The 23,834-nt window shown below is 33.7% G+C and carries 21 protein-coding genes and 2 pseudogenes; 15 read left to right on the plus strand and 8 right to left on the minus strand.

Annotated elements, in window-relative coordinates; translation table 11 throughout:
* Positions 1-10: 10 nt before the first annotated feature.
* Positions 11-634 (minus strand): OmpH family outer membrane protein, encoded by a 624-nt coding sequence (locus tag AAGD39_RS03030; protein WP_341757125.1) that lies wholly within the window; start codon positions 632-634, stop codon positions 11-13.
* 197 nt (positions 635-831) lie between these two features.
* The gene (rpiB, locus tag AAGD39_RS03035) at positions 832-1,266 is read right to left on the minus strand and encodes a ribose 5-phosphate isomerase B (RefSeq protein WP_341757126.1); all 435 of its coding nucleotides are present in this window, start codon (positions 1,264-1,266) and stop codon (positions 832-834) included.
* A 105-nt stretch (positions 1,267-1,371) separates the two neighbouring features.
* Here rpiB and AAGD39_RS03040 point away from each other — a divergent pair, with 105 nt between their 5' ends.
* Complete coding sequence (locus AAGD39_RS03040) at positions 1,372-2,286, plus strand: murein hydrolase activator EnvC family protein (protein WP_341757127.1); 915 nt, start codon at positions 1,372-1,374, stop codon at positions 2,284-2,286.
* Between the two features lie 39 nt (positions 2,287-2,325).
* Here the strand turns inward: AAGD39_RS03040 and AAGD39_RS03045 are convergent, their stop codons facing one another.
* On the minus strand, positions 2,326-3,045 hold the full coding sequence (locus AAGD39_RS03045) for a hypothetical protein (protein WP_341757128.1): 720 nt from the start codon (positions 3,043-3,045) through the stop codon (positions 2,326-2,328).
* Between the two features lie 298 nt (positions 3,046-3,343).
* Between AAGD39_RS03045 and AAGD39_RS03050 the strand changes: the two genes are divergently transcribed.
* The 10 genes from AAGD39_RS03050 to AAGD39_RS03095 all read left to right on the plus strand — a co-directional run bounded on the left by AAGD39_RS03050 (position 3,344) and on the right by AAGD39_RS03095 (position 15,163).
* The gene (locus AAGD39_RS03050; RefSeq protein WP_341757129.1) at positions 3,344-3,745 is read left to right on the plus strand and encodes an Rrf2 family transcriptional regulator; all 402 of its coding nucleotides are present in this window, start codon (positions 3,344-3,346) and stop codon (positions 3,743-3,745) included.
* A 74-nt stretch (positions 3,746-3,819) separates the two neighbouring features.
* Positions 3,820-4,935 carry a cysteine desulfurase family protein gene (locus tag AAGD39_RS03055; protein WP_341757130.1) on the plus strand — a complete coding sequence of 372 codons (1,116 nt, stop codon included), beginning with the start codon at positions 3,820-3,822 and terminating at the stop codon, positions 4,933-4,935.
* Positions 4,928-6,184, plus strand: a complete 1,257-nt coding sequence (locus tag AAGD39_RS03060) for an IscS subfamily cysteine desulfurase (protein ID WP_341757131.1) — start codon at positions 4,928-4,930, stop codon at positions 6,182-6,184. The genes AAGD39_RS03055 and AAGD39_RS03060 overlap by 8 nt, the downstream gene beginning before the upstream one ends.
* 30 nt (positions 6,185-6,214) lie before the next feature.
* A complete protein-coding gene (gene iscU / locus AAGD39_RS03065; RefSeq protein WP_341757132.1) occupies positions 6,215-6,595 on the plus strand; it encodes a Fe-S cluster assembly scaffold IscU in 381 nt (126 codons plus the stop codon).
* Between the two features lie 8 nt (positions 6,596-6,603).
* Positions 6,604-6,936 (plus strand): HesB/IscA family protein, encoded by a 333-nt coding sequence (locus tag AAGD39_RS03070; RefSeq protein ID WP_341757133.1) that lies wholly within the window; start codon positions 6,604-6,606, stop codon positions 6,934-6,936.
* A gap of 132 nt (positions 6,937-7,068) precedes the next feature.
* Positions 7,069-7,245: an HIG1 domain-containing protein gene (locus AAGD39_RS03075; protein ID WP_341757134.1), complete on the plus strand. Its 177-nt coding sequence runs from the start codon at positions 7,069-7,071 to the stop codon at positions 7,243-7,245.
* A gap of 375 nt (positions 7,246-7,620) precedes the next feature.
* Positions 7,621-9,603: a DNA topoisomerase IV subunit B gene (parE, locus tag AAGD39_RS03080; protein WP_341757135.1), complete on the plus strand. Its 1,983-nt coding sequence runs from the start codon at positions 7,621-7,623 to the stop codon at positions 9,601-9,603.
* A gap of 235 nt (positions 9,604-9,838) precedes the next feature.
* Complete coding sequence (locus AAGD39_RS03085) at positions 9,839-9,961, plus strand: hypothetical protein (RefSeq protein ID WP_341757136.1); 123 nt, start codon at positions 9,839-9,841, stop codon at positions 9,959-9,961.
* A 216-nt stretch (positions 9,962-10,177) separates the two neighbouring features.
* On the plus strand, positions 10,178-11,563 hold the full coding sequence (locus AAGD39_RS03090) for a S41 family peptidase (protein ID WP_341757137.1): 1,386 nt from the start codon (positions 10,178-10,180) through the stop codon (positions 11,561-11,563).
* Between the two features lie 306 nt (positions 11,564-11,869).
* Positions 11,870-15,163: an FAD-dependent oxidoreductase gene (locus tag AAGD39_RS03095; RefSeq protein WP_341757138.1), complete on the plus strand. Its 3,294-nt coding sequence runs from the start codon at positions 11,870-11,872 to the stop codon at positions 15,161-15,163.
* A 14-nt stretch (positions 15,164-15,177) separates the two neighbouring features.
* Here AAGD39_RS03095 and AAGD39_RS03100 read toward each other — a convergent pair whose 3' ends face one another.
* From AAGD39_RS03100 to AAGD39_RS03115, 4 genes and pseudogenes are all read right to left on the minus strand, one after another.
* A complete protein-coding gene (locus AAGD39_RS03100; protein ID WP_341757139.1) occupies positions 15,178-15,588 on the minus strand; it encodes a transposase in 411 nt (136 codons plus the stop codon).
* A 56-nt stretch (positions 15,589-15,644) separates the two neighbouring features.
* Positions 15,645-16,565, minus strand: a complete 921-nt coding sequence (gene fmt / locus AAGD39_RS03105) for a methionyl-tRNA formyltransferase (RefSeq protein ID WP_341757140.1) — start codon at positions 16,563-16,565, stop codon at positions 15,645-15,647.
* On the minus strand, positions 16,562-17,089 hold the full coding sequence (def, locus tag AAGD39_RS03110) for a peptide deformylase (protein WP_341757141.1): 528 nt from the start codon (positions 17,087-17,089) through the stop codon (positions 16,562-16,564). The genes fmt and def overlap by 4 nt, the downstream gene beginning before the upstream one ends.
* A 424-nt stretch (positions 17,090-17,513) precedes the next feature.
* A pseudogene (locus AAGD39_RS03115) lies at positions 17,514-18,525 on the minus strand (IS110 family transposase).
* 127 nt (positions 18,526-18,652) lie between these two features.
* Here AAGD39_RS03115 and AAGD39_RS03120 point away from each other — a divergent pair.
* From AAGD39_RS03120 to AAGD39_RS03130, 3 genes are all read left to right on the plus strand, one after another.
* Complete coding sequence (locus tag AAGD39_RS03120) at positions 18,653-20,065, plus strand: DASS family sodium-coupled anion symporter (protein WP_341757142.1); 1,413 nt, start codon at positions 18,653-18,655, stop codon at positions 20,063-20,065.
* A 90-nt stretch (positions 20,066-20,155) separates the two neighbouring features.
* Positions 20,156-21,847, plus strand: a complete 1,692-nt coding sequence (locus AAGD39_RS03125) for a hypothetical protein (protein ID WP_341757143.1) — start codon at positions 20,156-20,158, stop codon at positions 21,845-21,847.
* Between the two features lie 218 nt (positions 21,848-22,065).
* On the plus strand, positions 22,066-22,587 hold the full coding sequence (locus AAGD39_RS03130; protein WP_341757144.1) for a transposase: 522 nt from the start codon (positions 22,066-22,068) through the stop codon (positions 22,585-22,587).
* Here AAGD39_RS03130 and AAGD39_RS03135 read toward each other — a convergent pair.
* On the minus strand, positions 22,584-23,534 hold the full coding sequence (locus AAGD39_RS03135) for an IS481 family transposase (RefSeq protein ID WP_341757145.1): 951 nt from the start codon (positions 23,532-23,534) through the stop codon (positions 22,584-22,586). The two genes, AAGD39_RS03130 and AAGD39_RS03135, sit on opposite strands and share 4 nt — an antisense overlap.
* Before the next feature lie 13 nt (positions 23,535-23,547).
* On the opposite strand from AAGD39_RS03135, the pseudogene AAGD39_RS03140 reads away from it, so the two are divergent.
* Positions 23,548-23,823, plus strand: a pseudogene (locus AAGD39_RS03140) (transposase); the annotation flags it as partial.
* Positions 23,824-23,834 lie beyond the last annotated feature (11 nt).

The raw sequence follows: 23,834 nt of genomic DNA on the forward strand, positions 1-23,834 counted from the left end.
CCTCTGAAACTTATTCATAGTTAATTGTAATATGTTTTAATTTATTATTTAGCTCCACTATCACTTCTTGTGTAATATTTAAGGTATTTTTAGCAAATAAAACTTGAGTACTAGGTATAACTAAATCAAGATTATGCTTTTCTGCTAAATCATTTATAATTTTTATGATTGTTTCTTGTACCTTACCTATGCCCTCAGCATGAGCCTGTTCAAGGCGTATCTTCCTATCTTGTATTTCTTTTTGGGCTATGTTTACTTTTTTATGAAAATCATTAACTTCTTGTTCAAAAGCTGACTCACTTACAGAATTACGTTTTCCCATTAATAGATTATCTATTTCTTTAAGCTCCATATCCTTCTTTGACAGATCTTGTCGAATTTTTTTACTTATCTGATCTACATATTTTCTTATAGACTGGATTGCTGCAGAATGTTCTAGAATGGACTGTACGTCTACAATAGCAATTCTTGCAGCAAATCTATTATCAATATGGCTATTGCTTATATGACTACTGATTTCAGCATTTGTATTAGAAGCATGAATAGTGGAGCAGCAGTTAATTACTAAACAACTTATTATTGTTAACCAACTATAATAGTTCATATCTAAATATATTCTCTCTTTTAATATCATTTCCACGCAACCCCTTTTCCTTCCAGCAGACTCCGTAGCTGTCATTATCCATAGCTACATGAATATATAGCTATATGTAGAATAAGCACAAAAGCTCAGGTGTATAACTGTTAGCGCAACTTCAAAAAGGACTTATGTAATTTAGTTGTTTTCAACAGAACCTACTCTTTTCTTCATTTTTAGAGAAAGTCGAATAGTTAGTTTATTTTTGATAATCTAGCACTATGTCTCCCGCCTTCAAATTTGGTGGTTAAAAATTTATCAACCATTTGACATGCTAGTTCCTCATTTGGTATTTTAGCTCCTAACACTATTATATTAGCATCGTTATGCGCCCTTGATCTTTCTGCCATAAATAAGTCAAAACATAAAGCAGCCCTTATTTCAGACGTACGATTTGCAGCAATTGACATACCTATACCAGTTCCACAAATTAAAATTCCTAAAGGAGCTCTATTTTCTAAAATTCCATCAACAACTTTTTTAGAGTAATCTGGATAATCCACTATTTCTTGATTATAAGCACCACAATCAAAGATAGATATATTTTTATTGTTTAAATAGCTGATAATTTTGCTTTTGAGTAAAAATCCGGAATGGTCACTGGCTATTAGAACACTGTAAGTTTTCATAATTACGTAATTTTGGTAAAAAAATACTAGAATTCATTGTACATTAAAGTTAGTTTATTGCATAATAATAAAATTGCAAATTTTTTGGTAAATTATTGGTTAGTTATGAATAATAATATATTTTTTATCTGTTTTGTAATATTTATGATTTCTGGGTGTGCTACTCAACCTCCAGCTCCTATTGAATATAATCGTGGAAAGGATTTTTCCCAAAAATCTATAACCATAAAACCACCAACTACAACATATTCCGAAAATAACAATATATTAGAAAGTGATGAAGGTGAAATAATAGGTAGAGAGCTTGGTGAAAAAGAAAAAGATTTTGATGTTCCGACTGGTTTTTTACAAGAGCGTCATGCTATAAAGACTCAAAATCAGGATGATGTAATAATAGTTCCAAGAGTAAAACTAGATGATAACAAGACAATCTACCGCGAGGTGCAACCAGGAGAAACATTAGAATCGATAGCCAATGAGTATGATCAAACGGTTGAGGAACTAGCTGAGCTAAATAATATGTCCACACCATATCATCTTAACAAATCTCAAATTATCATGATCAAAGTTAATACTAAGCTATTAAATAAAAAAAATCAAGAAATATCCATAAGAGAAGCAGGAAATGCTGTATCAATTAATACACCAAAATTTATCAAACCAATTGAAGGAAAAATTATTGTCAAATTTGGTGAACAAACATCTAAAGGAAAAAGCAAAGGAGTTAATATTGCTGCAAATAAAGGTACTATTGTAAAATCTATCGCGTCAGGTAAAGTAATGTTTGCAGATAATGATCCGAAGTTTGGTAATTTAGTAATAATAAAGTTAGATAATAGTGATCTTTATGTTGCTTATGCTCATTTACAGGACCTAGTTGTTCAAAAAGGAGTCACAGTTTCTCAAAGAGAGGTAGTAGGACATGTAGGAAGTACTGGAGACGCTGAATATCCTCAGCTACATTTTGCTATTCGCCAAGGAAAGCTAGCTGTTGATCCGCTACAATATGTAAACTATTAAAATTTTGTAGAGTTTAGATATCTATTTGTGCCAGTGTATTTAAACTATATCATCATCACTCAAACTACTAGAACCAGTTGTAGATACTTGAATATTATTATCTAGGGTTTGCAATTGCTCGGATATATTAAATGACATTGTTACTTCTGGTAATGTTTCATCGCTAACATTGTCAGTAGAACTCTGTTCTTCAGCAAGATTAGTTTCTTCAAAAGTCGTTCGGTTATAAGAAGACCCTAACAATTCCCCATAACGAATAACAATATTAGACAGTGTATTTCCAACTGAAGACTTGAGATTTGATATTTCGTCATAGTCAAGTGAGTCTGGTAAGTGTCTCAATTTATTTTTGATCACTTCCAAGGTAGTGAATGCATTATACATTTCTGTTTCTGACAAATTTAAAGTCTTAACTCTCAGAATATTAAAGGTTGATATAAATTTGTTCATATCAGGTTTAGTGTGTTCGTCTAGATAGATATACGCTTTGTGTTTTAGCTCCTCACTGCTAGATTCGAGGTTGCTGAGATCAGAATAAATTTGGCTCTGTTTTTGATGTTTTGTGATAAGCAGATAATCATCGCAAAAATACTTAGCCAAGTCTAACATGTCCAATTTTTCAATTTCTTCTACTGACTTTTCCTCAAGTTCTGCTCGGGACTTTTCTAAAGATGCTAAAAATTTCCCATGTTTATTGCGTTGCTCTTCTGTTGTTTTTTCGTTTGTAAAAGTAGCATTATCTTCTTGGTTTTTAGACATATTTACTCTCCATTTTAAAATTTATAATATTAATTCATTTTATAGTAGTGGTAAGTAAAGTTTAGTTAGCAACTTTGTTACTGTCAATAGGATTTTCCTTTTGTTGATATAATACTTGACTAAATTAGTAGGATATTCTAAGATGACGCCATGGATAAGTTCTTAAATATCACTGCAAAGACTGTGTAAGCACGACAACGCAGCCCACTTATGGTTACTTTGTCGACCTATGATCTTTCTCGCAATGACGAAGAAGTTATTTAGAACCTAGGTTAGCATAATTGGTGGAGTTGTTTGTATGCAATTAACTACAAAAGGGCGATATGCGGTGATGGCAATCTTAGAAATCGCATCAAAAGTGTCTGATATGCCTGTTACCTTGACTGAAATTTCAGCAAAACAACATATACCGGTTAATTATTTGGAGCAAATTTTTGCAAAACTTAAGAAGGCTAACATAGTTAGATCAGTAAAAGGTTCAAAAGGCGGTTACATCATTAATGAGAAATTAGATAATATCAAGATTGCTAATATTATTGATGCGGTAGATGAGAATATTGAAATGACTAGATGTTTAGGGAAATCTGGAGGTAGCTGTGTGCCTAATAAAGTGCAATGTAATGCTCATCATTTATGGTTGGGTTTAAGTCGACATATAAGGAACTATTTTGATACTATTTCTATAGCTGATATGCTTTAGCTATAAACTTCCACGTATTAAACTAATATAAAAATTATTTTTTTACAGCTTTTATATTAGTGGACTGATAAATTATGTTATATTTAGATCATAATGCTACTACTAATATTCATCCAAAGGTTAAGGAGCTGATGGAGGGCTTGATGAAAGAGACATATTATAATCCATCTTCTATTCATGCAAATGGGCGTTATGCTCGGAGTTTAGTGGAAATAGCTAGGCAGCAGGTCGCGAAATCTGTTGGCATTGATATAAATTCTAGGGAATATCAGGTAATTTTTACTTCCTCTGGCACAGAGAGTAATAATTTACTGATGAGTAATTATTATGATGGAGAAATTTTTGTTTCTAGCATAGAGCATTTATCGATTTTTGATCACACTAAATATCGAGATAATATTAAAATTATCCGTGTTGATAGTGATGGCATTGTTGATATTGACCATTTAGAGCAATTATTATTGGCAAGTCTAGCTAGTAAAAAACTAGTTTCTGTGATGTTGGCTAATAATGAAAGCGGTGTTGTACAAAATATACAACAGATAGTTAAAATTGCCAAAAAATATGGTGCGGTATTTCATAGTGATTGCGTACAAGCAGTTGGTAAAATGCCGGTCAATATTAAAGAATTAGCAGTTGATTTTGCTACTATATCGGCTCATAAATTAGGGGGCATGCAGGGAAGTAGTGCTTTAATTGTCAAGGCAGGACATACGCTTAAAGCGATGATGATTGGTGGAGGGCAAGAGAGAAATATTAGATCAGGTACAGAAAATGTGCTAGCAATCGCTTCGTTTGGGCTTGCATCATCAATAGCTGCTAATGAGGTAGAAGATAGATATAATAAAATGAAGAAATTACAAACATATTTGGAGCAAAATTTACTCAACTATAAAAATGTAAAAATAGTGTCAAAAAATGTTGAAAGACTACCTAATACTACCTTGATGATTGTGTCCAAAACTGATGCACAAACCAAGTTGATAGCTTTTGATTTACGGGGTATAGCGGTTAGTTCCGGTTCTGCCTGTTCATCAGGGAAAGTTGGTAAATCACATGTATTATCTTCTATGGGATTTAGTGAGGATGATGCTAGGTCTTCGATTAGGGTGAGTTTTGATTATCAACAAACTATTGAAGATGTTGTGACATTTGTTAAAGCGTTTGAAGAAGTGTACTCAAATGGATAAATTAGAAGAATTAAGACAAAAAGTAAAATTAAGTGGTAAATCACTACCGATTTATATGGATTATCAATCAACAACTCCTATGGATCCAAGGGTCTTGGAATGTATGTTGCCATATCTTACCACTAAATTTGGTAATCCGCACTCTAGGAGTCATTCTTTTGGTTGGGAAGCCGAAGAGGCTGTGGAAAAGTCAAGAGAACAAATAGCAAAGCTTATTGGTGCAGATCCTAAAGAAATTATTTTTACTTCTGGAGCTACGGAGTCTAATAATTTAGCAATAAAAGGTATTGCTAAATTCTATGGTAGTAAAAAAAATCACATAGTGACAGTGATAAGTGAGCATAAATGCGTTTTAGATGCTTGTCGGCATTTAGAAAATGAAGGTTTTAAGGTAACATATTTGCCAATTCAGCCAAGTGGTTTGATTGATTTACAACAATTAAGAGATGCCATAACTGACCAAACTATGTTGGTATCAGTGATGGCGGTAAATAATGAAATAGGTGTCATCCAACCAATTAAAGAAATTGGTAAAATTTGTCGAGAATTAGGGGTGTTTTTTCATTCAGATATCGCCCAAGGATATGGTAAAATTCCCATAGATGTTAATGATTGCAACATTGATCTGGCAAGTATTTCAGGGCATAAAATTTATGGTCCCAAAGGTATTGGAGCTTTATATGTAAGGAAAAAACCTAGAGTACGATTAGTGCCGATTTTAAACGGTGGTGGGCAGGAAAGAGGCATGCGTTCTGGAACTCTACCAACTCCTTTAATTGTTGGACTAGGTAGCGCTAGCGAATTAGCTCTATCTGAAATGGCAAAAGATGCCATACTGGTAGAAGAGCTTTTTGATAGATTTTATAATAATATTACTAAACAAATTGCTGATGTCTATTTAAATGGTGATATAAATATGAGATATAAGGGAAATCTAAATTTAAGTTTTGCTTATGTTGAAGGTGAGTCGATGATATTGGCTATTAAAGATTTAGCCGTTTCATCTGGTTCGGCTTGTACCTCATCTTCGCTAGAACCGTCATATGTGTTAAGAGCTATGGGAGTTGATGAAGAAATGGCGCATACATCTATTAGGTTTGGTATTGGTAGATTTACCACTAAAGAAGAAATAGATTATGCTGTAGAGTTAATAAAGTCAAAAATTAACAAGTTAAGAGAACTAAGCCCTCTTTGGGAGATGGTTCAAGAAGGAGTTAATTTAAAGCAAATCAAGTGGGCGGTACACTGACAAATCTTAATTATTAATATAGGAAATAACATGGGCTATAGTTTAAAAGTACTGGATCATTACGAAAATCCGCGTAACGTAGGGTCATTAGACAAAAATGATGCATATGTTGGAACAGGTCTCGTGGGAGCTCCTGCCTGTGGTGATGTAATGAAGCTACAAATTAAAGTTAGTGAGGATGGAATTATTACAGATGCCAAATTTAAAACATTTGGTTGTGGTTCTGCTATTGCTTCAAGCTCTTTAGTAACTGAATGGGTTAAGGGTAAATCCCTTGATGAGGCTGGTAGTATAAAAAATACTGAAATAGCTAAGGAATTATCTTTGCCACCAGTAAAACTCCATTGTTCTTTATTGGCAGAAGATGCCATAAAAGCGGCAATAGCTGATTATAGAACTAAAAAATCATAGTAACTATTATGAAAAACGTTATGTCATTGACTGATGCAGCAGCCCAGCAAATAAAGAGGCTGATAGATAAACGTAATAAACCGTCTTTTGGTATTAGGGTTGGCGTAAAGTCTGGAGGCTGTTCTGGTTTATCTTATTATGTAGAATATGCGGATGTCAAAAATAAGTTTGATGAGGTGATAGAAGATAAAGGTGTACGAATATTAATCGACCCAAAAGCTCTAATGTATCTTCTAGCAAGTGAAATGGATTATGTAGAAGATAAGTTTAAATCGGGGTTTACTTTTAATAATCCAAATGAAAAAGGTAGTTGTGGATGTGGGAAATCATTTAATGTTTAAAAAAGTAAAAAATTGGTTGTAAGTCTAAAAAACGTTTATTATAACTAGCCCAACTAACATTACTCCATCATGACGAAGTAATGCTAATCCGGGTTAGCTATATATAAAAATCACTTTTTAGAGATATATTTTGTGGTATATGTATTAATTGCTTTAAGCTTGACTACATTAATCTTAGTGATAGGCATTGTCTCTATGGCTATTGGCGGGAAATTTGACAAAAGATTTAGTTCTAAGTTAATGTCGTTACGAGTTGTATTTCAAGCATTTGCTGTATGTATACTTGCTTTTCTCTATCTTTCAAAATAGTATATCTATAGCTAACCCGTTAAGGTTCTAGATAACCTATCCGTCATTGCGAGAAGCCACTTTAGTCACAACTGTTGAAAGTTAGAAGAGGAAACGGTTTTAGAAGTCATAATGGCAATTTAAAAGTTGTGGGCTTATAACCGCTGTCATTGCGAGAAAGCGTAAGCCGACGAAGCAATCCACTTATGATTATTTTTTTGGATTGCTTCGTCGACCTACGGTCTTTCTCGCAATGACGTTACCCTATTTAAAACCCTTTCTTCTAACTTTCAACAGTTGTGACTAAAGTGACTCCTCGCTAATAGCACCTGAGATATCAGTAACTTATCCGGATAGCTATACTTAAATAAAAATTTGTAAGTTAATATTCATAATATGCTTGATCTATTTAGCTTTAATGAGAAGAAGCCCAAAATTAATAATTCGTATACAGCAAAAGATATTGAAGTATTAGAAGGGCTTGAGCCTGTACGCAAACGTCCTGGCATGTATATTGGTGGAACGGACGAAAATGCTATGCATCATCTTGTTTCAGAAGTGCTAGATAATGCTATGGATGAAGCTGTTGCTGGCTTTGCTAGCGTTATAACCATAAAGATGCATGTAAATAATAGTATCACTATCTCTGATAATGGCAGAGGAATTCCTGTTGATAATCACCCAAAATTCCCTGAGAAATCCGCTCTTGAGGTAATTTTAACTCATCTCCATTCGGGTGGAAAATTTTCGAGTAATGTCTATCAAACAGCAGGTGGTTTACATGGAGTTGGCATTTCTGTTGTTAATGCTTTATCAGACCATTTAGAGGTTAAGGTATACAAGCAGGGTAAATTATTCAAGCAATCTTATTCTAAAGGGCAAAAATTGAATGATTTAACCAGTGAAGATATTGCAAAAAAACTAAGGGGAACATCTATCAATTTTCATCCTGACCCGGAGATTTTTGGAGAGAAACCATATTTTTCGCCAAAAAAAATATATGAATTAGCTAAATCAAAAGCCTATTTGTATAGGGGAGTAACGATAGAGTGGCAATGTGAGGTTGAGACTAAAAGTGATGTACCAACCACAGCTCTAATTCATTTCCCAGATGGTTTGAAAGATTATTTAATTTCAAAAATAAATTTAGAAGATTTAGTTAGTGGAGAGATTTTTTGTGGTAATATTGAGTGGGACCAAGATCACATAAAAGTAGAATGGGCAATTGCTTGGCATAAGAATGAAGCCCAGCCTTTCATTCAATCATATTGTAACACTATTCCTACCCCTCTTGGTGGAACCCATGAACAAGGCTTGCGTAGTGCGTTACTGCGTGGTATAAAGGTATATGGCGAAATGATCGGCAATAAAAAGACCAATTTACTTACTATTGAAGATATTCTTGAGACTTCTTCTATTGTTTTTTCTGTATTTATCCAAGAGCCAATATTTCAAGGACAAACAAAAGAAAAATTGGTTTCACTTGGGATTAATAAAATAGTAGAGAACATTGTTAAAGACCATTTTGATCATTGGCTAAGTAGTAATAAACTAGCAGCCAACCAATTGCTTGAACATATAGTCAATATCGCTGAATACCGAATAAATAAGCGTAACGAGAAAAATATTTCACGTAAGACTGCTACACAAAAATTGCGACTACCAGGGAAATTAGCAGATTGTACAAGGACGTCTTCTAATGGAACGGAATTATTTTTAGTTGAGGGAGATTCCGCTGGAGGATCAGCTAAACAGGCAAGAGATCGAGAAACCCAAGCTATTTTACCTCTTCGAGGCAAAATCCTGAATGTTGCCAATGCAACTTTTGAGAAGATTACTAATAATCAAGAAATTCAAGATTTAGAGGTGGCACTAGCATGTGGTAGTCTTAAAAATTATCGGGAGGAAAATTTGCGTTATGAAAAAATAATAATTATGACAGATGCTGATGTTGACGGAGCTCACATTGCCTCGCTATTAATGACGTTCTTTTATCTACGTATGCCTAAGTTAATATCCTCAGGTCATTTATATCTTGCCAAACCACCGCTTTATAGACTAACACAATCTAATAAAACTTACTATGCAGTAAATGAACAACAAAAAACTGATTTAACTGCTAAATTATTAAAGAGTAGTAAGGCTAAAATAGATATTGGTCGATTTAAAGGGTTAGGTGAAATGATGCCAGCTCAGTTAAAAGAAACAACAATGAATCCAAAAAATAGGTCAATTTTAAAAGTTACTATAGATGATTTTGATAATATTGCTAAGATGGTAGAAGATCTTATGGGCAAAAAACCAGAAAAGCGTTTTCAGTTCATTTATAATCAGGCTTTAATTAAAATGGATACAATTATAAACAATCTCGATATTTAGGAGTATACTCAGATAGAAAATCAATAATTGCGTTGTCGTCTCTCAAGATTGCAGGTAGCCACGTACTAGACACTGTTAACAAAGCTTATTTGATTGATGAATTAATGGATTTTTTAGCGAAAATTAATAAGATTTTTGCCGGAATAGTATACCTATTTCAAAAAAATCTTATAATTTGCAGCTAAAAAGACTTTATTTACCAATTGAATAAGCTTTGTTATAGCACTTAACATATATGTTCATATTAGTGCTAGGTTATAAGAACGAACAACCGTCATCGCGAGCCACGAAGTGGCGTGGCGATCCAAATGAACAGCGTGCTGTTGCAACTTTTGGATTGCTTCGTCGCCTAAAGTGACTCCTCGCAATGACGGCATGGACTCCGTCCAAACCCATCAATGGACTTCGTCCACATATGACGGTTGTTCGTTCTTATAACCTAGCACTAATATGAACATATATGTTAAGTGCTATAACAGTGTCTAGCAGTACGTTCCGCTCCTCAACTTGGAGACTCCTAGCAATTCTTGATTTTGAACTTCGTTTACCAGTTTTTTAAATTTATAGGAGTACTATGTTCATACGTTCAATTACAATATTATTATCAAGTTTTATCTTTTGTGTTAATATCACATTTGCTGAGGAAGCAAAGAAAAAGGACGAACTATTAAATCCAGCTTATTTCAAACAATTTCAAGAGGTTTTTGAACGTATTAATAAAGACTATGTCCAAGAACCTGAAAAACAAAAAATGGTCGATGCGGCTATAGAAGGCATGTTAACTTCGCTAGATCCTCATTCTAGCTATTTTACTGATGATGATTTAAAAGATTTTCTTAATGATACTAAAGGAGAATTTGGAGGCATTGGTGTGGAAGTGCAATATGATAACGGAGCGATCAAAGTTGTTTCCCCTATTGATGATTTACCAGCTCATAAGGCAGGTATAAAAGCCGGAGACTATATAGTAGAAGTTAATGATGAACTTGTATCAAGTTTGGGTTTTCGTAAATCTGTTAAAGAGATGCGTGGAGAGCCAGGGACAAAGGTGAAATTATTGGTAGTTACAGAAGGAGAATCTAAGCCAAGAGAAATTGAACTTACCCGCGAAGTGGTTACTATTACCCCAGTAAAAGCTCATTTAGAAAGAAATAATATAGCTTATATACGAATAGGGATGTTTAATGAACATACCATTACAGAATTAAAAAAATCTATGAAAACGTTGAAAGATGGCAGTAAAAATGGCATAAAAGGTATTATATTAGACCTACGTAGTAATCCTGGTGGTTTGTTAGACCAGGCTGTTGCTGTTAGCGAATATTTTATTGATTCAGGGATAATTGTTACTACCAAGGGAAGAACCAAAAATAGTAACTCCGTATTTAATAGCAATAAATCTGCAGAAAAAGCCCCATTAGTTCCGGTGATCGCTCTTATTAATGTTGGCTCTGCCTCAGCTGCTGAAATTGTAGCTGGTGCATTGCAGGATCATAAAAGAGCGATAATACTTGGCACAAAATCTTTCGGTAAGGGGTCAGTACAAAGCTTTTCTCTAATTAGTCCTAGAGCTGCTGTAAAGCTTACCACGGCTAAATATTATACTCCTAGTGGTCGTTCAATTCAAGCAGAGGGTATAGAACCTGACATATTTGTTGAGAAGCTAAAAATTGAGTATCCTGAAACAAAAATGATAGATGGAAGGATTTCTGAAGCTTCTTTAAAAAATTCCCTAAAAAACGATAATAAAAAAGAGGATGATAAAAAAATAGATCCTACAGATAAAGTTAAAGAGCCTATGAAGAAAACAGATGATGTTACGGAAGATAAGGATAAGACAAAAAATACCGAATCGAAGAATACTGACCAACTATCCGAGCTTTATAAGAAAGATTATCAATTTGCTAGAGCTTATGATTTGATTATGGGATTAATTTTAACTAACAAAAGTGGGAAATGAGCTGAAGAAATAATATAGCTAACCTGATTAGCATTTATCCACAGCAAACTGACACCTATTAGTGATGGACAACTTTACAACACTCCGTCATTACGAGAAATCACTTTAGTGGTAAGGAAGCAATTGAATAGTCGGTTACCACGACACTACGTAGTCTTGCATGACGTTGGGGATAGTCAAAACCTGCTTCCCCTTCTAACTTTCGACAGATGTGACTAAAGTGCCTTCTTGCAATGGCATTGTTTGATGAACTGATTTAACTAGGACTGTACCTACGCAAACCTACAAAACCATAATTAGTACTATATGACACTTGCCTTTGGATTAAATTTTGTTGATTTAAACAATTTACAAGGTCTAAGAAGATTAGATGAAATTTTTTTAAATTTCCTGAGTAATCATAGTAATTCTCTCTATCAAACTATCTTATCATTAAGAGCTAATTCCGAACAAGTTGATACGAAATATTACTCAGATTTTTTATTAGAAATTTCACCTATTTTCGATGATTTTTTAGCTGAATTATTTGGTATTGAACAAGAAATAGCAGATATAAGACTTAGTCATAAAGAGTTTGATATAATTTATGAATGTAAGAGAAAGTTTGTTCAGCGTATTGCAGTAAAAAAATATCCTATTGAGAAATTGCAAGAGATTGATTTTGATATAGTATCAAGTTCTCTGGAAAAACTTTTGGGGATAGGATGTCATCCCTCTGCAAAAATAGAGAATATAGATTCCCGCCTACGCGGGAATGACAAAAATGATTTTGCAAATAAATTTGCTCATCAAGTAATAGAATGGCAACTAGATGCTGAAAAATATGCTTTTGAGTTAGATATAGCTGCACAATATGCGGCTTTTATGGTTTATAATATAGCTAACCCGATTAGCATTGCTCCGTCATTGCGAGGAATGCGTAAGCATGACGAAGCAACCCAGGAAAATGATGATTATGTGGATTGCTTCGTCGCTACTAAAGCAGCTCTTCGCAATGACGTTTGGCATAATGCTAGTCGTGTTAGCTATAACATCGAAAGTCAACTATTCTCTTTACCAAAAAAAATAGATAAAGAGAATCTAATAGATACTAATAAGGTAGCTAAATATAGAAATCATGCAAGAATAGGATTTGATTATTTAGATTCTACATCTAATTTAGGTACGGTTTTAAACAATACCCATTATTGTATCTATTGTCATAAACAGGAAAAAGATTCATGCTCTAAAGGATTATTATCAGCCGTACCATCAAAATCCGGATGTCCTCTAAAGCAGAAAATATCTGAGATGAATTACGTAAAATCAAAAGGATTTAATTTAGCGGCTCTTGCTATTATTATCATTGATAATCCGATGGTAGCAGCTACTGGTCATAGGATTTGTAATGATTGTTCCAATGCTTGCATTTATCAAAAACAAGAAGCTGTGGATATTCCTCTTGTTGAATCCAATATCTTAGAAACTACTCTGCTTCTGCCTTATGGAGTGGAAATATATTTATTACTTACCAATTGGAATCCACTTAACATTTTTGCTCCTTTACCAAATGTTCCAACTAATTATAAGGTTTTAGTAGTTGGTCAAGGGCCAGCTGGCTTTAGTTTAAGTCATTATTTACTACGAGACGGACATGATGTAGTAGCTATAGATGGTTTAAAAATCACCCCTTTACCTTTTGATATTAGCAAGCCTATTAAATATTGGTCTGATTATAAAGAAAATTTATCAGAAAAAATTCCTAGAGGGTTTGGCGGAGTGGCTGAATATGGTATTACTCCAAGGTGGGATAAAAATAATTTAACGATATTACGTTTGATATTACAAAGAAATAGTCGGTTTAAGCTTTTTGGTGGTGTAAGCTTAGGTAGTAATATAACTATGGAGCAAGCATTCCACCTAGGGTTTGATCATGTTGCTTGGTGTGTTGGGGCTGGCAAGCCCAAAATCGTTGAGATGAGAAATTTTCTTGCCAAAGGTGTGAGAACAGCATCCGATTTTCTAATGACCTTACAATCAGGAGGAGCTTTTTTAGAACAATCTATTACTAATCTACTTATCAGGATGCCTGTTATCATCATTGGTGGTGGGTTGACTGCTATTGACGCAGCAACTGAAAGTTTAAATTATTATAAGTTACAAGTAGAGAAGTTTTTAAAGAAATATCAGTTATCAGTTGAAAAAAATGGCAGAAAGAATACAGAACAATATTGGACAAATGAGGATAGATTAATAGCAGAAGAATTTATCTTACATGCAAAATTATTTAAGCAAGCACAAAATAAACAAGCTATCAAGCAAATCTTAGATGAATTAGGTGGAGTAACAATTTATTATAGGGGGAATTTAAAAGATTCTCCTGCCTATAAGTTAAATCCTGAGGAAGTGATGTATGCTATGGGGGACGGTGTGAAATTTGTTGAAAATATGGTAGCTTTGGGTATTGATGTTGATCAGTACAACTATGCTCAATCGATAGAATTTGATAATTTAGGTGTAAAGAAAAAGTTCGCGGCACGAACTGTACTTATGGCGATAGGTATCGATAAAGACGAAGTAAGTAATTATTTAGAAGACAACGTTACTTACTTTGGTGATTGTAATCCTTCATATTCTGGAAGTGTGGTTAAAGCCATAGCAAGTAGTAAAGAAGGATATAAAAATATCGGAAAAAAACTTACCACAAATAGCCCAAATTTTTTTGGTAATTATGTAGATTTCTTTGCCAAACTAGATTATCTATTAATGAGTCGTATTGAAGAAGTTAATATTCTATCTGATAAAATAGTAGAGCTTGTAATACATTCTCCTCTTGCTGCTCAAAATTTTCAACCAGGGCAATTTTTTCGTTTGCAAAATTATTCTAGTGATATTTCAAAAATTATCGAACCTTTAGCTGTTGCTGGAGCTTATGTTGAGTCAGAAAAGGGATTAATTCATTTGATAGTTTGGCAAAGTGGTAAATCAAGTAGTTTATGTAGAGATCTATCGAAAAATGAGCAGGTAGTATTAATGGGACCTAATGGTAGACCAACAGAGATACTAAAGGATAGCAATATAGTCCTTGTTGGTGGAGGGGTTGGAAATACGGTTTTATGTTCAATAGCTAAGGCTCTTAAAAATAATAATTGTAAAATTATATATTTTGCTGGTTATAAAAATTTACAAGATAGGTTTTATCAAGAGAAAATTGAGGAATCAGCTGATATAGTAATTTGGTGTTGTGAGGAGGGAATTTTATCAAAAAATCGGTCGCAGGATATTAGTGTTAAGGGTGATTTGTTGTATGCTATAATGGGGTATTGTTCTCTTTGGAAAGATATGACTATAGATCGGATAATAGCCGCCGGTATTTCAGAAATGATGCAAGCTATAAGAGATATAAAAGATGATTTTTTTGGTAAAAAACCCCAATTAATAGTAAGCATTAACTCTCCTATGCAATGTATGATGAAAGGCATTTGTGGGCAATGTATTCAACAAATTACAGACAAAAATAGGTATATTTTTACTTGTGCTTGCCAAGAGCAAGATGCAAAAATAGTCGATTTCACAGGGCTTAAAAGTCGTTTGGAGCAAAATTCTTTGCAGGAAAAATGATGATTAATTTTTCGTCACGGTATATAGATTGTAGTTTTTATGCGTTTATCGTACTCCCTTTGCTGTTTTCGGTTCTTTTTTGATGGAATAACAGCTATACAATCTTGCTCTTCAAGCTGCTCAATGAAAGCATTGCTATCATATGCCTTATCGGCAAGGAGCATAGTATTTTTAATATCTTTAACCAACGAATTGCCTTGTGTAATGTCATGTCTTTGACCTGCAGTTAAAATAAATTTTAAAGGATTACCAAGAGCATCAACTAAGGCATGGATTTTAGTAGTAAAACCTCCTTTACTACGCCCTAAAGCTTCTTGATCTTGGCTATCTTTTTTATAACCTGCTGAGGTCGAATACGTGACTGCATTTGCTTTTTTTCTGTCAAGTATTATTTTTTCCTTGCATTCTTGGGTAGTGCCGTACATGACATTGTGCTGTTTTCTCTACGATTTTAAATGCCATATGTAAGGTGACTAATTAATTAACCAAATACCATTAGAGGGATTTGTAATCCACGCATAAACTCTTCAGCACTTAAGATTTTTCTTCCTTCTTGCTGTAATTTTTGAATGATCAAACTGCCTTTACCGCAAGCTATCTCCAAGGCACTATTATTATTAACCACGGTACCAGGTGGCAAATTAACATCCAAATCATTGTAACAAGCTTCTAGAATCTTTATAATTTTACCTTTATATTCAAAATATACACCAGGCCAAGGGTTCATACCTCGAATTCTACAATCTATTTTGTAGGCGGTCTCATGCCAATCTATCTTTCCCTCTTCTTTCTTAAGTTTATGAGCATAAGTTATACCGTTTTTATCTTGGGTAATTCTTGGTAAATTATCAATATTATCTAAGGTTTTAATCAATAAATCAGCTCCTATTTTTGCACATTGGTCATGCAAAATTGGTAAAGTTATTCTAGGAGAAAGTGACAATGAATGCTGCAATATAATATCACCAGTATCAAACCCTTCATCCATCTGCATTATGCACACAGAAGTTTCTAAATCACCTTCTATAATAGTACGCTGCAATGGAGCTGCCCCCCTATGTCTTGGTAAACTTGACGGATGAATATTAAGGCATCCATATTTTTTAGCTTGTAGGATCACTTGTGGTATTAAAAACCCATAAGCAACTACCACTATTATATCCGCCTCAATTGAATTAATTAAATTGGTTATCTCTTCGGTTCTTAAAGTCTTAGGGGTGTAAGTTGCAATGTTATATTTTGATGCCAAATGATGCACTGGCGATGCAATCTCATTTAGTCCCCTCCCTTTGAATTTTGGCATTTGCGTAAATACACCAACCACTTGGTGGTCATTGCTGTTAATTAACTTTCTAAGAGTGGGTACGGCAAATTCTGGCGTACCCATAAAAATTACTTTCATAAATTATTATTTTTTAGCTTTTTTAATTTACGTAACGCTATATCCTTTTTTAAAGGACTCAAATGATCAACTAATAACCTACCATCTAAATGATCCATTTCATGTTGAATAACCCTAGCCAGCCAACCACCAGCTTTTAATTCTTGCTGCCTATTATTATAATCTAAGAACCTTATACTTACAGACTCAGACCTTGCTACTTCAACCTGTTGTTCCGGCAAAGACAAACACCCTTCTACGGCTACAACCAATTCTTTAGATTTTTCTATTATTTCTGGGTCTACGATAAATAATGGATAAAAATCTGCATCTCTTTCCGTATCGTCATTATTCTGTAAATCAACTACTAATATACGTTTAGCTACTCCGATCTGAATTGCTGCAAGCCCTACCCCTTGATCATGATACATGGTTTCAACCATGTCATCCATCAACTTTCTTATAATATCATTGACTGTACCTACTGACAAAGATTTTTGTTTTAATCTTGAATCCGGAGCAGTCACAATAGGTAACACAGACATATATCTTAAAATCTTAGATTTATTTATAGCTAGCCAGTCAATGTTCTAGATAGACTCTTATTCATGTATGGAACTACCCAAAAATGCAAGAAAAAAAATAATACTTGACAGAAAAAAAGCAAATGCAGTCATGTATTCGACTTAAGGCTCAATAAAGTGCCTTAGCCCTGATGGAATTCGCTAACTTACGATCTTTAACATTATCATTCTTACGGCTTCTATGAGCCTATGACACCGTCAGTTTTTTCGTAAGCTAAGGTTTGTCTTATTCACCATCAATATTATCATCTCTCGCATATTCCTTGGTAGGAATTCCTTACTTTAATTATTTTATTCCAACCGCTGATTTTTTAAAATTTAAACCTTATTTATTTAAATTTTTAAAAAATCAGCCACCTTCATAAAAATAATTAATATTAAACTTTTAGTAACATACTTTTGTTTCACTGTATGACTGATCATTTCTCAGTACCACAAATACTACTCTTGCTAATTTATTTGCTACTGCCACTACACTGGTATTATAACCTCTTCTCTCTTGTAATTTGAGCATCCAATCAGTGAATTTGCTCTTATCATCTGTTACTTTATCCAATTTTTTAGTTCTCAATACTCTAGCTGTAAAAATAGAACGGGCTTCATGGATTAATAAATTACGTAAATATATATCGCCTCTTTTACTAATTCCTAGCAACCTTTCTTTTCCACCAGTTGAGTACTGTTTTGGTACTAAACCAAGCCATGCTGATAATTGTCGACCATTTTCAAAATTTGCTGCATTGCCAATTGAGGCTGTTAATGCCGTTGCAGTTATTAAACCTACCCCTGGTATTGCCATTAATTTAGCATGGTTCTCATTATTTTTAGCGATCTGATTTAATCGTTTTTCTAAATCTATAATTCTCTTATTATTATCTCTAAATTCTTCTAGTAATAAAGCAAACGTCTCTTTACTTTTATTACTTAATTTATTACCGTCCATAGCTGTATTTACATGGCTAATTATCTTATTTACTCCTCTTGCGTATAGTTACGCCAAATTCATGCAATAAACCCCTAATTTCATTTGCCAAAGCTGTACGATTTTTTACCAATCTTTCTCGAACTCGGTGAATAGACAAAACATCCTGTTGCTCTACCAACTTTATTGGGACAAATCTCATCATAGGACGACCTACCCCTTCGCATATTGCTTCTGCATCTTTAAAATCATTTTTATTGCTTTTAACATATGGTTTAACAAATTGTGATGCCATCAACTTGACATCATGACCAAATTTTGCTATCTCTCTAGCCCAATGATTAGAACCTCCAAAGGTTTCCATTCCAACTAATGATTTTGGTTGGTTAGCCATAAAATCTAAAAACTTTTCTCTTGTTAATTTTTTCTTAAAAATATTTTTTCCATATTTATCTACTGCATGCAAATGAAAAATATTTTTTTATTCTTGACAATTAATTATATTACGCAATTATTATTTGCAAGAATAGACAAGGTTCATTATTTAAATTGAAGAACTCAAGCATTATTTGATCCTGTAACAAATTCATTATACCTAAATTATGCTTAATTGGAACAAAAAATTATCTATTCTAATTCTTGTTATTTTGGTTTGTGTAATATGGTATATACCACCTCCTGAAGGACTAAATATTAAGTCTTGGCATCTTTCTATTATATTTATTACCACTATTACAGCTATAGTTCTTAATCCCTTACCCATGGGTGCTATCGCTTTACTTAGCATAGCTTGTTGTGTTCTGACTCAAACCCTTTCCTTAGAACAAGCTCTATCAGGGTTTAGTCATAGCATCATATGGCTAGTGTTGTTTTCTTTCTTTATGGCTCATGGTTTTATAAAAACAGGATTTGGGGAGAGACTCGCTTATTACATCATTCTATTTGTCGGACAAAGCACTCTTGGTCTTGCATATGCTCTTGTAATTGTTGATTTCATACTTGCCCCTTTTATTCCTAGCGTATGTGCTAGGGGAGGAGGAATAATTTTTCCTATTGCTCAGTCACTCTGTAAGGTCTACTCTGATGAAACACATCCTGGAGCGTCTGTGCATAATGGTGGGTTTCTTATGAAAGTAATCTTCCAATCAAACGTAATAACTAGCACTATGTTTATTACCTCTATGGCTGCTAATCCTTTGGCTGTTAAGTTCGCAGCTGATGTTGGCATTATAATTTCATGGAATGATTGGGCGACAGCAGCCATTATACCAGGTATAATTTCTCTTATAGTAATGCCTATTATTATTTGTTATTTACATCCACCCTCAATTAAATACGATCCATCTGCTATGCAAATAGCCAAGGAAAAATTGCAAAAAATGGGTAATATATCATTTCAAGAAATTATTATGCTAATAACTTTTATCCTTTTAATTTTTTTATGGATGGTTGGCAGTAAATGGGGATTATCAGCTACTACAGTCGCACTACTAGGCGTATGCGTTTTATTATTATGCAAAGTAATTAAGTTTGAAGATAATCTTGCAGATAAAGGGGCATGGCATACTTTTATTTGGTATGGCACTTTAGTTATGATTTCAGGGTTCTTGTCTGATTTTGGTTTAATATCGTGGATTAGTGATAAACTTAGAGATAATTTATTATGTTTCTTTTCTCCAATGATTGGTATAATTATACTTTCTGTAATATATTTTTATATACATTACTTTTTTGCTAGTACTACAACTCATATTGTTATACTTTTTCCTACTTTTCTAGCGTTATTTACGCATGCTAAAATGCCTGGTTTATTATCTGCATTGCTACTTAGTTTCTTATCAATATTGTCTTCGGGTCTTACTCATTATGGGCTTAGTAGTGCTCCAATATATTTTGGAACAGGGTATATGAAGGTTAGAACATGGTGGTATCTTGGTTTTGTTATGAGTCTAGTATATAGCACTATATGGATTTTTATAGGTGGTATGTGGTGGAAAGTACTAGGCTTGTGGTAGAATTGCTACTAGAATAATTTATTGCTGAATAAGTCTATTTATTATAGAATCAGTCTTTAACTTTATGTTATATTTATGGGGCGGCATATTATGATACATGATGAAAAAGAATCTACATCGTTTGAGAACCTTAAAACTTCTCAGATAGATAATACTACAATTGACGATCCTAGTAATAAAGAGAAGCTGGATGAATTAAAACTATCTCCTCTAGATGAAACTCTAAGCAATTCATTAGATAATCAAATAATTCAACCAAAAGAAAGAAAAGCAAGAGTTGTAAAAAGCCAAAGCCTTGACGATATGGAGATTGAACGGGTAAATAAGTTAGAAGCTACTTCTTCTGTAAAAACGATAAGAAGTAAGGATGATTTGTCAATAATTGAGCAAGAGAAAAGTGAGAAATTAAAATCAGTTAAAACAAATGAAATTAGAATTTCAAATGAATTTCTAAAGACTTTAGAACAAGAAAATAAAGAAATAAAGAAAGAACCAAGAATAAAAAGAGCTTTTTCTTACATAATTGATAAAGCTACATCTGCTTGGGATTGGACAAAAAATACCAAGGCTTTCAAGGCTATAGATTGGCTGTTAAATACAAGATTAGCCAAGGTTGCACTTGGTAGTGCTGTAAGCCGTGCTATTACAGCTACACTTGCAATAGTAGTATTAGCTGGAATTTCACCCCCTACAGCTTTAGCCCTAGCTTCAGTAACCCTAGTTGGGGTGGCGGGTGGAATGATAGCTGAGACTATCAAAACAAGAAAGCTTCGTAAGCTTGCTCTAGAAAATGACCTGTTAATGCAAAATCGAGGAGATATAAGCAAACAACAATATTTATTAACACTGGATTCAAAATTAGCTCAATTGTTGGAAAAGAAATTATATGTTCCAACATGTGTCCTAGGTGAAGAGAATAAACATTACCATTATTTATCTTCCAAAGCAGAACTGGCATTCAGTACAAGCAAATTTTTCATGGATAATATTCAGGATGCAGCTAGTTTAGCATCTAATATAGTTGCAGCTAGCAGTGGTAATCCTGTTAAAATTGCTGCGGCAGTTAAATCTGGTGCAGCTTCAGCAATTTCTTTGATTAATGCAGGTTTAACTGAAAAACAATCAGCTGATCTTGTTACAGCATTTAAAATCAATATTAATGATGAACTTCGTAAGGATGATGTTGCAGATTATCGTAATTTACGAGAATTGCATGAGATTACCCAAAAACAACATATTCAAACTGCTGCTTTGTCTGAACTGATAAGAGATAAAGATTATTTCAAGCTAACCGATGAACAAAAACAAAATAAATTTGATATATATCAAGAAGTTTTAACTGAAATAAGCCTCGACAAAAATTATAGAAAATTAACCGATGAGCAAAAACGAGATATGCTTCACGCAACAGTAAATAAGCTTGAAGCAAAATCTAATGACCAGCCTAGTGAGAAATCTAATGAACAAGAAACCGAAAATCAAAAAAAGGGCAAAAGTAGTAATAGACTAGTATCAGCGGCAAAAGGCATGCTAAGCTTTTTAAAAGATTTGGGTAGGGCACATGATCCTTTTTATGAGCAACCTGAGGTCAAAAGTAATAGTTCGTTAAGTAAAGCTATGAGTGCTGCCAAGAAGTCTGCTGAGGAGATCGTAACACCTGCGGTTATAAAACAATTACGAAAAAGTAAATCTATGCCAGATTTATTACAAAAAGAGAATAATCTTGTTCACCAGAAAAAATTGCAGAGAAGTAATTCTTCAGATCGGCATCTTGAGCGATAAGTTGCAGTTTTTAATATACGCGAATGTAGGGCCATAGTGTAGCACTTAACATATGTGTGTGGCGACAACTATAATTACCGATTTTTTGGTGAGTAAATTTTGATACATCTGAAGTGAGGATAAGCTTAACCTGAATAATGCATGAAAGTCAGGAGACAAAACCCTGGTAATATGGTATAATATCGGTGTTAAAAGAACATTACACAGAAGGTTTTGTCATGACAAATTGTACAGGATTAAATTACCAATCGAAAGTAAAAAATCGTCAAATAGAAATAAATTTTACAGGAGGTAATATTAGCAGTGATGGAGGTGTATTATTGCTAAGAGAAGCAGATAAGAGGCTTGGTCTAACCAATGAACTGGCTAAAAATTTTCCTGATAAGCGAGATTCTGATAAAATTACTCATACTATTCTCACAATGCTAAAACAGCGTATTTACTCGATTGCTCTTGGTTATGAAGATTTAAATGATCACGATAATTTAAGGAAGTGTCCAGCTTTGCAAACAAGTATAGACACAGTTGATGATATGGCTAGTAGCTCTACTTTGTGTCGTTTAGAAAACAAAGCAGAGCGTCAATTTGCTTTTAAAGCTCACAAGCTGATGATTGACAAGTTTATCGAATCTCATAGAATTGCACCAAAACAGTTGATACTTGATTTTGACGCCACTTCTTCTAAGAAACTGCTAAAAAGTATTTTAGCAAGGTTCTATTGTAACCAGCTCAAAACCTAGGTGTTTAGTCCCAAGGTGTGGTGGTTAGGGTTAATAATAAATTTATTTGGATCAGATGTCCATGTTTTTATGATAAATTCATAAGGAGTTAAACCTTTAAGAGCTTTAAGTCTTTTTGCGAAATTGTAGGCATTGATAAAATCATATAAATGTTGTTTAAGTTGCTGATGATTGTCATAATAAAAACGTTTAACAGTTGCCTCTTTAATAGTACGATTCATACGTTCTACCTGTCCATTAGTCCATGGATGATTAACTTTTGTTAGCCTGTGTTCAATATTGTATTCATAGCAAATACGATCAAAAATATGCATCCAAGCATGCTTATCTACTGTTCTGTTAGTAAATTGAATACCATTATCTGTCAAAATAGTATGAATTTTATAAGGTATAGCTTTAATTAAATTACGAAGAAATTGTGCTGTTTCTGTCTTGGTACATCTTGGTAAAAGTTCTACATACACAAACTTTGAAGTGCGATCAATAGCAACAAATAGATAGAGTTTACCTTCTTCTGTTTTGACTTCAGCAATATCTATATGGAAATAACCAATTGGATAAAGTTTAAACTTCTTCTTGGTTTTGTTATTTCCTTTTACTTCCGGTAACCTACTAACATTATGGCGTTGAAGAAGTCTATGTAAAGAAGATCTAGTAAGCTTGGGAATACTAACTTGTAAAGCATATAAGCAATCATCTAAAGATAATAAAGTGTGTTTACGAAATGCTATACACATAGCTTCTTCTTCAGAAGTTAATACTGTAGAAGATGGTTCTTTGGGACCCATACAAGTATCTTGTAATGTAGTTCGTTTCTTCCACTTAGCAACTGTTTTAGGATTAATAGAATATTTTCTTGCTAAAGTCTTTAAGCTCTCTTGACTATTTTGGATTGCGAAACGTATTGCCTCTGTCGTTTTGGCACAGCCGTGTAATATTTGTCCCATAATTCCTCTCTTGATGGTAATTCTTTATAATATACAACATTACACCCTGGGACTAAACAATCGGATTAAAGATACCCTACCTGGAAGGAAAGAGTCTGTTGGTGTAACAGCCAAGGATAATCGCCTATTTGTAGAAGCAGTTTTGTATCGATATAGGGCTGGCATACCTTGGAGAGACCTACCTGAACGTTTTGGAGATTTCCGAGTGATTCACCTACGTCATTCAAGGTGGAGCAAGACAGGTGTGTGGAAAAAGGTTTTTGAAATGTTAGCTGAAGATGCTTCTTCTAAGAAACTGCT

It is taken from the genome of Candidatus Tisiphia endosymbiont of Nemotelus nigrinus, assembly GCF_964026475.1.
GTDB lineage: Bacteria > Pseudomonadota > Alphaproteobacteria > Rickettsiales > Rickettsiaceae > Tisiphia.